Origin of the sequence: Microcoleus sp. Pol11C2 (genome assembly GCF_036701505.1) — a bacterium.
Lineage (GTDB): Bacteria > Cyanobacteriota > Cyanobacteriia > Cyanobacteriales > Microcoleaceae > Microcoleus.
In genome coordinates, this window is sequence record NZ_JAUBQX010000015.1 from 109,164 (window position 1) to 117,976 (window position 8,813).

The window sequence follows — 8,813 nt, forward strand, 5'->3', positions numbered from 1 at the left end:
CGCATATAAAAAAGAAAAGAATCAATTAGACAGAAAATAATGAGGTGAAACCCCTTGCAAAAATTAGCCAGCATAGAAAAGCCGATCGACTCAGGGGAAAAATCCATAGCAGTCAACACCCAAAAGGCTCAAACATTATACGATCGCGGCAACGCTCTAGAAGCAATGGGACGATTCCAAGCTGCGATCGAATCTTGGGAAGAAGCGATCGAACTTGAACCAAAATTTTATGAAGCCTGGTACAACCAAGGCGTAGCCCTCAAAAAAATGGGCCAGCTAGAAGAAGCGATCGCAGCCTACAACAAATCCCTACAAATCAAAGCAAACAATCCAGAAGCGTGGTACAACCGCGCCAACGTTTTGCGGAAGCTCAACAGACTCTCAGAAGCGATCGCATCCTACGAAAAGGCGCTCGCACTCAACCCCAGCTACCCCGAAGCTTGGACGAACCGCGGCAACACCCTTGTCAGCTTAGAAAAATTGTCAGAAGCGATCGACTCCTACGACAAAGCCATAGCCATCAAACCAGACTACTGCGAAGCTTGGTATAACAAAGCATTTGCCCTGAGAAAATCCGACCAAAATACAGCAGCGATCGCCTCCTTCGACAAAGCGATCGAACTCAAACCAGACTTGCATCAAGCCTGGTACAACCGCGGCTTAGCCCTAGCCGATGAAAAACTCTACCCGGAAGCCGTCGCCTCCTACGACAAAACCCTGCAACTGCGGCCGAATTCCGCCGAAGCCTGGAACAAACGCGGCACGGCGATCGCCCAAATGGGAGAATTTGAAGAAGCGATCAAATCCTGGGACAAAGCCCTCGCACTGAAGCCAAACGACAGCGAAACCTTTTACAACCGCGGCTTAGCCTTCGCCAACTTACACCGCTTTGAAGAAGCAATTGCCTCCTGGGACAAAACCCTAGAGTTGCAGCCAGACAACACCGAAGCCTGGTACAACCGCGCCATAGCACTCAAAAAAATTCAACGATTTACCGACGCGATCGCCTCCTACGATCAAATCATCGCACTCAAACCCGACGATCCCAACCTGTACTATCAAAAAGCTTGCGTGTACGCCCTGGAAAAACAAGCAGGCGAGCTCACAAACAGCCCCGAACTTGTAGCCACCAGCATCCGGCTGGCGATCGAAAACTTATCCAAGGCGATCGAACTCAATCCGCAGAAATACCGGAAATTGTGCAAAAATGACTCTAAATTGCTTACAATACGGGAAGAAGTGCGGTTTTTAGCTTGATTTCAGGGTAGCTATGATTGATGGAGACGGATGCCGCACTGCAACCTTTGTAGGCAAAACAGCACCATAAACCCCAATCATGCAAACCCTAGACAAAACTCAAGCAAAATTCGCTCAACTGGCAGCCCACCTCAGAGAAGTTAACGACATCGAATCAGCCTCGTCGCTGCTGCATTGGGATCAATCAACTTATATGCCCCCCAAAGGTGCAAGTGCCAGAGGCCGCCAGTTGGCTACTCTCAAACAAATATCCCACGAAAAATTTACCGATCCCAAAATTGGTGAACTCCTAGAAGACTTGCGTTTCTACGAACAAACCCTCCCCTACGACTCCACCGCAGCCAGCCTGATTCGCATAGCCCGCAGAGACTACGATCGCGCCGCCAGAGTCCCCGCAACCTTCATGTCCGCACTCTGTCGCCACCAAGCCGACAGCTACGAAGCTTGGGCCGCGGCCAGGGCGGCAAACAACTTCGCAGCCGTTGAGCCGTATCTAGAAAAAACCCTAGAATTAAGCAGGCAATACGCCGACTTTTTCCCCGGCTACGAACACATCGCCGATCCTTTGATCGATCGTAGCGACTACGGCATGAAAGTATCCCTGCTGCGCCCGCTTTTCGCCCAACTGCGTCAAGAATTAGTGCCGATAGTCGAAGCCATCACGTCGCAACCTCCTGCCGACGACTCCTGCTTGCACCAAGACTTCCCAGAATCGCAGCAACTAGAATTCACCCGCAAAGTCGTAGAACGCATGGGGTACGACTTCCAACGGGGACGGCAAGACACCACCCTGCACCCGTTCATGACCAACTTCTCCATAGACGATGTGCGAATTACCACCCGCGTCTATGAAGACCACTTGGATCAAGCACTGTTCAGCAGCATCCACGAAGCCGGACACGCCCTCTATGAACTCGGAAATTCCCCGGAATTTGAAGGCACGCTTCTGGCAGGTGGCATTTCCTCCGGGGTTCACGAAAGTCAATCGCGACTTTGGGAAAATCTGGTCGGGCGCAGCCGCGGTTTTTGGGAATGTTTCTACCCGCAACTCCAAGGCATATTTTTGCGACAGTTGGGACACGTATCCACTGACGCATTTTACCGGGCAATTAACAAAGTCTCGCGATCGCTCATCCGCACCGACGCTGATGAAGTAACCTACAACCTCCACGTCGCCATCCGCTTTGACCTAGAATTGGCAATGGTAGAGGGAAAACTAGCAGTGCGAGACCTCCCCGAAGCCTGGAACGAACGTTATAAAACCGACCTCGGCGTTGTCCCTCCCACGGATAGCGAAGGCGCGATGCAAGATGTTCACTGGTATGTTGGTACGATCGGCGGAATGTTCCAAGGTTACACCCTGGGCAACTTAATGAGCGCCCAATTCTACGAAACAGCAGTAAAAATCAATCCTGAAATTCCCGTAGAAATAGAACAGGGCAATTTTACCGTACTCCACGACTGGCTAAAACAAAACATCTACCAGCACGGCCGCAAATACACCGCTGTCGAATTGATCGATCGCGTTACAGGTTCACCTTTAACTATCGATCCCTTTATCCGCTACATTCGCCACAAATACGGGGAGTTTTATGTCATTTGAGGGATAGCCAGTTCAGATTGCAGACTTTAAAATTACAAAAAAAGTAGGCGCTTCAAAAAAGGGCGATACTGTTTGAGTATCGCCTAATTTCACAGCGTAAATAAAAAGTTTTAAATAACGGAGTATGTATGTCTGAACTTTTTCAGGCTGTTATTGCCAGCGACGAAAAAGCCGACTTGCGTCAGTTTGCCAGCGATTTACGCGCTTTGGGAAACAACTATTTACTGCGAAACGATATAGTTAACGCTTTTGCCGTCTACTGCACCAAATACGAAAAGCCCGAACAGTTCCATCAATCTTCTCTTTTAAGCAAACTGATTTACTACGTTCAGGAAATTATTCTCGAAGATGGCAGCCTTTGCGTCCTGCTGCGACCAAAAATTGCTACAATGGAAATAGTGCGAGTTGCAGACGACTTGACTGTTGAGCAGATGACAGTGCAAGAATTGCTCGATGTGCGCGATCGCTTCGTCAACCACTTTCACCCCCAAGAAGGCGACATTCTCGAACTAGATTTCGGTCCTTTTTACGATTATTCTCCCACAATTCGCGACCCGAAAAACATCGGCAAAGGAGTGCAATTCCTCAACCGATACCTTTCCAGCAAACTGTTTCAAGACCCCAGACAATCGCAGGAAACTCTCTTTAATTTCTTGGGCATTCACCGCTACAACGGCGTACAATTACTAATTAACGATCGCATAAAATCCCAAGAACAACTTTCCGAACACATCAAAAAAGCCCTCACCTTGGTCAGCGATATTTCTGAAGAAGAACCCTACGAGAGATTTCGATTAGTTCTGCAAATGATGGGTTTCGAGGCAGGTTGGGGAAATACCGCCGCCCGCGTACATGAAACCCTAGGACTTCTTGACGAATTAATTGATTCCCCCGAGCCGCAAACCCTAGAAGCATTTATTTCTCGCCTTCCGATGATTTTCAACATCGTCCTAGTTTCTCCTCACGGCTGGTTCGGCCAAGAAGGAGTTTTGGGGCGACCGGATACGGGAGGTCAGGTAGTTTATGTCCTTGATCAAGCCAAAAGTTTAGAGAAACAACTGCAAGAAGACATTCATCTTGCCGGTCTCGATAGTTTAGGAGTCAAACCTAAAGTAATTATTCTCACCCGGTTAATTCCTAACAGCGACGGAACGCGCTGCAACGAACGTTTGGAAAAAGTTCACGGCACAGAAAATGCTTGGATTTTGCGGGTTCCCTTCCGGGAGTTCAATCCCAAACTGACTCAAAATTGGATTTCTAGATTCGAGATTTGGCCTTATTTGGAAACTTACGCGATCGATGCAGAAAAAGAACTGCTGGCTGAGTTTCAGGGCAAACCCGATTTAATTGTCGGCAACTATTCCGACGGCAACTTGGTAGCGTTTTTGCTGTCTCGCAAACTCAAAGCTACTCAATGCAATATTGCCCATGCGCTGGAAAAATCTAAATATTTGTTAAGCAATCTCTACTGGCAAGAATCAGAGGAAAAGTACCATTTTTCGCTGCAATTTACGGCCGATATAATTGCCATGAATGCAGCTAATTGTATTGTCAGCAGCACCTATCAAGAGATTGTGGGCCAACCCGATAGTGTCGGCCAGTACGAATCTTACCATTGTTTTACCATGCCGGATCTGTACCACGTTGTGAACGGGATTGAACTGTTCAGCCCTAAATTCAACGTAGTGCCGCCGGGAGTTAACGAAAGTGTGTACTTTCCCTACAGGCGGATGGAAGACCGGGTGCAAGAGGATCGCGATCGGCTCAACGAACTGCTGTTTACTCTAGAAGATCCGGAACAAGTCTTTGGAAAACTCGACAATCCGCACAAGCGGCCTTTATTTTCGATGGCCCGGCTCGCTCGCATTAAAAACATGACAGGCTTAGCAGAATTGTTTGGCAAAAGCCCGGAATTGCAAGAAAAATGCAACTTAATTCTAGTTGCTGGGAAGCTGCGGGTCGAAGACACCGAAGACTACGAAGAAGCAGAAGAAATTAAAAAGCTCTACGCAATTATCGACCAATACAACCTTCACGGTAAAATTCGCTGGTTGGGAGTGAGGCTTTCCAAAAGCCTGTCCGGCGAAATCTACCGGGTAATCGCCGACGCCCAAGGTATATTTGTTCAGCCAGCATTATTTGAAGCTTTCGGCTTGACAATTCTCGAAGCAATGATTACCGGTATTCCAACTTTGGGGACGCAGTTTGGTGGCCCGCTGGAAATTATTCAAGATGGCGTAAATGGGTTTTATATCAACCCGACCAACCACGAGGATACTGCCCAAAAAATTCTAGATTTTTTATCGAAGTGCGAACACAATCCCAACTATTGGTATGAAATTTCAACGCGAGGAATTGACCGAGTTTACAGCACGTATACGTGGAAAATTCACACTACCAACCTGCTGACGCTGACCCGGACTTACGGTTTTTGGAACTACTCGTCCAAAGAAAACCGCGAAGATATGCTCCGCTACATAGAATCGCTGTTTTATCTCATTTACAAGCCAAGAGCAAAGGCTTTATTGGCAGAACACGCAAATCGATAAGTCGCGAGTTTTGCTTTTTATATGAAATCCCTTGGTATCGGAATTATTCCTCTCTCTCTTTTCTTTCTCTGTATCCTCTGCGTCAAGAGGGGTTTAATAATTCTCCATACAACCGAAATTGATATTACGCGGAGATTGAAGGAAAAAACTTCGCCTTTCATAGATCAACTTTGTAGAAAATTCGCCTGTAAAGATTTGTGAATGACGGCAGGTTTTGTACCATAAGACTGAGGCTAAAAGACGTGGTTTATACGAAAATATGAGCTTTGGTAACGAAACATCTCGGAATCAAGCGGGTTTATTAGGAATAGTGCGAACCGGCCCCTACTTCTAACAGGTAAGTTGTGAGCGCTGGTGTCCCGAGTGCTGAAATTCTAGAGACCGGGGCAGATATAGCAACCGCGCCAGACGCTTAGAACTTTCTTAATGGCTCAAACCAATGCGGTCTATTACCCCTTCCCTCGGACTTCTTGTTACCCGATAGCAAAGTAGAAGGGCGTTCTTCTTTCTTGCTTTTGCTATATGTCTCAGAAAGCTGTCCGGGTAATACAATTAGATTTAGAAACTTGAAAACAGGGAAACCTTGTCAAACCTTACTAACAGGATGAAATTTATGCGTGTGACTACTGTTACGATTTTCAGCTTGATCGCTCTGCTAGCTCCCGGCTTAACCCGAAAGGCAATTGCTGCTTTTGACTCCGAACCCTTGGTGCAGGAACAGTACCGCAGAGACTTTACGGCTCCCGCCGATCCGGGTGCCTCAGCATCGCCCGACGGAAAGTCCCAAGCAGATATGTTTAACAAGCCTTTTTACGCGGGCGAGCAGCCACCAGTGAGAAAGGAAAAAACTATCTCGGCGGGAGCTGACGGGCCAGAAGTTGCCGCCATACAGCAACGGTTGCAGGTGCACAGTTTCAAGGTGGGGACGATCGACGGTACCTATGGCTCTCGCACTACATCGGCGGTTCGTGCCTTTCAGCAGTCTAAGGGTTTGAACGCAGATGGCATTGTGGACAAAGAAACTTGGACAGCTTTAGCAGCAGATCCGGCATCGGCTTCTGAAACTGTGCAGAGCAATGCTCCTATTCTGAGCAATGCTGCTGTTCCCGGAAATCCTCCTCTTCTAAATAAAGGCGCTGTCGGTTCCAAGGTGAAGACGCTACAGGTGCGTTTGGAAATACAGGGTTACGATCCGGGCCCGATCGACGGCATTTTTGGCGCTCGCACTGCTACGGCTGTCAAGAACTTTCAGCAGTATAAGGGTTTGATGGCTAACGGCATGGTGGACGAAACAACCTGGAAGGCGCTCGGCCAAAAGTAAGTGACAAGTGAAAATTACGGAAAATTGCTGTGGCGATAACTCATGATTGAACCCGGTGTCCAAAAATGACCGGGTTTCTCGATGTTGGGCGATCGAGCAATTTGGTCATAACCCTGCGGATTTATCAGTGGGTCGCTTTCTTCAATCTAAAATCTAAAATCTAAAATCGATTGACCGATCGCTCTGTTGTGTGCTAGAGTAATTGAATGTCTAAATGCGGATATGGCGAAATTGGCAGACGCGCCAGATTTAGGTTCTGGTTCCGAAAGGAGTGAAGGTTCAAGTCCTTTTATCCGCACTACTCTCACAGCTTTGTACATCAATAGTTTCAGGTTTGTTACTGTACAGTAACAAATTATTTTTGACATACTCACCCTTCTCAATAGACGCTGATTCTTGACACTTGACTGACTGACGCTATCGAGCACAATCAACTGCACGATCAAGTATTTCAAAGTCAACTACGACTAACCCATAACCATTGTCAGAGAACCAATATTCTCCTCGCTCTAGTGCATCTGCAAAGGTCTCCAGATAAACGCGAAAATTAGGTGCAATAAGCCCTCTAGTAGGCTCCTGCCACTCAACAATAATGACTTGTCCAACATTTCGGCCTGCTGCTGGGGCTAAATCTACGCATTCGCAAGCACCATTGCTTTCCATTGTGAATGGAGTCCAATTCGGGTTCCACCAACCGTTCCTGATTCCTTCAAAAATATTTTCACGATCGCACCTAAAATTATCGTCTGAACAATCCTGCCATTTTTCAGATATTTCGATCGCGCTTTCGAGAGAGAGGAACTCCAAGTGGGGGAACAGGGAATAAGATTCTTCATCCTGACCGTTATGCACGCGGTAAGACAGCTTGAAATCTTCGGGAAACTCTACACCAAAGAATGCTTCTGCGCGATAAATCTCCTCATCAGTAGCGCCTGGTTTGAGACTTTTCAGCACTTGAGGTGCATTGGCTGCCAGCCAATTATGAATTCTTTCCCAAATTATTTTCATGAGAAACCTCCGAAGCTAGAAACTCAGTCTATGCGAGAACTGAGAGGAAAGCGAGATAGCGGTTTTAACCGCCTAAAATTCAACCGGGGTGCTGACTTTCTTTGCCCTGCTACTTTTTATCGACTCTAACGAGCGCTGAGGTCATTATAGCAATCCTAACCACGCTCAATTGCTTCAATCTGAACCTTTTTTCCATCTTCTTTCCCCTCCTCTGCGTCCTCTACGGTTCGTTCAATCATTCCTGAATTTAGCTTAATTTTTAGCGACTATGACAACAACTTTCTAATCTATTACGTCAAGGAACATCTAATATTCTCAAATCACGGCTCAAAAAATAACTTGTAGATTTGTGCGATCGCTCACGGACTGCTGCTACAGCGATGCCTTCTCAATTCATGGTGTCAATCTACTCGGTTCAGACGATAAACAAAGCAATCATCGTCACCGAACTTTCGGTACTCGATAAATTGAAAGCCAAGACCTTCATAGAAGTGGTGGGCGCGAGTATTATTGGCAAGCGGCTCAACGAGGACAGCCTTCACCGCCGGATCTGCGAAACATCTGACAATTGCAAGTTGCATCATTTTCGTTCCATAGCCTTTGCCTAAATCGGTTTCTTCCCCAATCCAAATATCAATTGCACGAAGATCCGCCGTGACATCACCCCAATAGTTGCTATCCTCATGTGCCGGATCAATAATCTGGACAAATCCGATCGGACGACCATCGATTTCGGCAATCAATTGCTCCCTCCAATTGGGCGCGCGCTCAAGTTCCACCTCCCAAGCCCACTCCTCGTTAGGATCTGACGAAATTACGTGAGGTTGCTCATCCCAGTGTCGTAACAGATTCAAATCAGCGGAGGTCGCGGAGCGTAGATTAATCATAACTTCTTTGAACGTCAAACTTGTCATAGCTGAGATCCGAGTTTTCCCAGGTAATATTGGCTCGATCGCCCCTCACTTACCCTGAATAAAATCATACTCTGTTACCTTAACTATAGCAATCCTAAATGATTTTCTATACCTAGAGCAATCCTAATTAATTTTATCCGTGCAATTATATTGATGTATTT

The 8,813-nt window shown here is 47.0% G+C and carries 6 protein-coding genes and 1 tRNA gene; 5 read left to right on the plus strand and 2 right to left on the minus strand.

Translation table 11 applies throughout. The features are described 5' to 3' along the window. The first annotated feature begins 54 nt into the window (after positions 1-54). The 5 genes from QUA42_RS11660 (at position 55) to QUA42_RS11680 (ending at position 7,028) form a co-directional block, all read left to right on the plus strand. Complete coding sequence (locus QUA42_RS11660) at positions 55-1,257, plus strand: tetratricopeptide repeat protein (protein WP_333137432.1); 1,203 nt, start codon at positions 55-57, stop codon at positions 1,255-1,257. 79 nt (positions 1,258-1,336) lie between these two features. Further along, positions 1,337-2,860 carry a carboxypeptidase M32 gene (locus QUA42_RS11665; RefSeq protein ID WP_333137433.1) on the plus strand — a complete coding sequence of 508 codons (1,524 nt, stop codon included), beginning with the start codon at positions 1,337-1,339 and terminating at the stop codon, positions 2,858-2,860. Between the two features lie 128 nt (positions 2,861-2,988). Further along, positions 2,989-5,409, plus strand: a complete 2,421-nt coding sequence (locus QUA42_RS11670) for a sucrose synthase (RefSeq protein WP_333137434.1) — start codon at positions 2,989-2,991, stop codon at positions 5,407-5,409. A 613-nt stretch (positions 5,410-6,022) separates the two neighbouring features. Beyond that, positions 6,023-6,730 (plus strand): peptidoglycan-binding protein, encoded by a 708-nt coding sequence (locus QUA42_RS11675; RefSeq protein ID WP_333137435.1) that lies wholly within the window; start codon positions 6,023-6,025, stop codon positions 6,728-6,730. Positions 6,731-6,946: 216 nt separating this feature from the next. Then, positions 6,947-7,028, plus strand: a tRNA-Leu gene (locus QUA42_RS11680). A 119-nt stretch (positions 7,029-7,147) separates the two neighbouring features. Here the strand turns inward: QUA42_RS11680 and QUA42_RS11685 are convergent. Both QUA42_RS11685 and QUA42_RS11690 read right to left on the minus strand, forming a co-directional pair. Beyond that, positions 7,148-7,738, minus strand: coding sequence for an SMI1/KNR4 family protein (locus QUA42_RS11685; RefSeq protein WP_333137436.1), 591 nt, complete (start codon positions 7,736-7,738; stop codon positions 7,148-7,150). A 401-nt stretch (positions 7,739-8,139) separates the two neighbouring features. After that, positions 8,140-8,652, minus strand: coding sequence for a GNAT family N-acetyltransferase (locus tag QUA42_RS11690; protein WP_333137437.1), 513 nt, complete (start codon positions 8,650-8,652; stop codon positions 8,140-8,142). Positions 8,653-8,813: the final 161 nt, after the last annotated feature.